At 56.5% G+C, this 2,041-nt stretch carries 2 protein-coding genes and 1 pseudogene; all 3 read right to left on the reverse strand.

The window, feature by feature from the left end:
- The coding region (locus AB0H42_RS35590) for a hypothetical protein (RefSeq protein ID WP_357064254.1) at positions 1-291 on the reverse strand (291 nt) is incomplete at its 3' end.
- 65 nt (positions 292-356) lie between these two features.
- Positions 357-1,602 (reverse strand): annotated as a pseudogene (locus tag AB0H42_RS35595) (IS3 family transposase).
- Between the two features lie 109 nt (positions 1,603-1,711).
- Positions 1,712-2,041 (reverse strand): hypothetical protein (locus AB0H42_RS35600; protein ID WP_357064257.1); only part of this gene is annotated, 330 nt, incomplete at its 5' end.

Raw genomic sequence — 2,041 nt, forward strand, 5'->3', positions numbered from 1 at the left:
ACAAACCGCCACCGGGTAAACCAGCATGGCCGCGCGCGTGCCGGTGAGCACCAGCGCAGAGAAGGACAGCAGGAACGCCGCAATGTACAACACCAGACGGTAGCGGGTGCGCAGCATCAGGATGGCTTGCATCATCACCAGATCGATGGCGGTCATCAGGTAGGCAACGACCGTGGCGCGATCGAAGTTGAGCTCCACGCGCGGAATATCCAGCCGCAGCCCCTGATAGAGTGAATAACCGTTGACCGCCAGACCGGTAATGAGGGCCACGACAACGAGCAGGCGCTGCACGCACAACCGCTCATTAAGCGCAATCAGCAGGATGAAGGCGGTTGCCAGTTGGAGTTTACCGGTGACTAGTCCTGATATAGGTTGACACTTTTCAACCGGATAACGCCCGATGAACCTCATCGGGCGTTTTGTATTTCAGCGACAAGTGCGGCCGCCGCGTGTTGTAGAGGTTCACCGACTCCCTGACCATCTTTCTTGCCTGCGCGATATCTTCTGGCCTGCCGAGCAGGTATTCCGTTTTGAGTATCCCGTTTATCCGTTCCGCCAGCGCGTTCTGATAACAGTCATACCCGTCCGTCATCGAGCAGATGACGCCATACTGCTGATGTAACGCCTGATATTCCTGCGAGCAGTACTGGATACCCCTGTCCGAGTGATGCACCAACGGCAACGCCGTGCGTCTGCCGGCCAGTGCCATTTTGAACGCGCAGGCGACATGCCGGGTATGCAGACTGTCATGCACGTGATATCCCACGATTTTTCTCGACCAGGCATCCGTTACCAGGCTGACATACGCCGTCCCCGTTCTCAGCGGCAGGTAGGTGATATCCGCCACCCATACCTGTTCCGGACGGCTGGCTATTACTTGATTGTCTCCCGCTTTTAGCAGGTTGGGATGGCGATAAAAACGATGATGGCTGTGCGTCGTCTTGTGATACGCCCGTTTAGGCATCACCAGTAACCGCGCGCAGCGCAGGATACTGAACAACCGGTCACGGCCCACATGCAACGCCGGTTCGGGGTGTTGCCGCAACAGGTGATGCAGCTTACGTGTCCCCAGTCGGGGTTGGTGCAAGCGGATGGCCGTCACCTGTTCGACGAGATGCCGGGCCTGCTCCTCTTTGCCTGCTTCACGCTGCAGGGACTGATACCACGCTTGTCGGCTGATGCCCATCCATCGGCAGGCCCGCGTTACTGTGAGTCCCGGTACTTGTGTTTGCGCGATAAGGCGGTTAGCTGCTTTTTTGTCAGCGTGGCGCCAAAGTCGGTGTTCATCACTTTGACGACAGCTTCGAAGAACTGGGCTTTGACTTCAGATTCAGCCAGTTGCTGCTCAAGTTCTTTAATACGCTGTTCGGGCGTCAGGGGGAGTTTGGGCATGTTGTCTCCGCACGTTCTGGTGGAAGGAGAAGTTCGCCAGTCAAGTTGACCGTATTTGCGCAGCCAGTTCATGACAGTCTGGCTGCCTTGGATACCGTAGCGATCTTGCGCCTGGCGGTATGTCATCTCGCCTTTTTCGACCTGTTCGACGACAGCCAGTTTAAAGGATAGAGAGTAATCGCGTTGTGTGCGTTTAATATACTGGTTCATCACATTTTCCTCTGTGCGTGAGTAAAATGTGTCAACGCTATTCAGGACGGGTCATCAGCCACAAAAAAGGCCGCTTTCGCGGCCTTTTCCTTTTCTGCTGCGGCGGGTTTTATCCCACCAACTCTTTGCCGTAATCGAACAGCGCTTTCAACAGGGCGGTTTTCTCTTTGTCGCCTTCGTGCAGGTTATACAGTGATTCGAGCTGCAGCAGGTAACTCTGCACGCGCTCTGCGCTCAGCGCTTCCTGGCGGTGTTGCAGCCAGCGACGCTGCTCGGCGTCGTCCAGCGTATTCGGGTAGTTGCGCGCGCGGAAGCGGAACAGCAGCTCTTTCAAGCCCCCGTCGCTGAAGGCCACAACCAGCCCCGGCAGGATCAGCTGATAGGTCAGCTGGATAAACCTCAACGCCGCCTTGTCGGCGTCGCAGAAGAAACCCTCGTA

It is taken from the genome of Nocardia sp. NPDC050799 (assembly GCF_040654015.1).
Lineage (GTDB): Bacteria > Actinomycetota > Actinomycetes > Mycobacteriales > Mycobacteriaceae > Nocardia.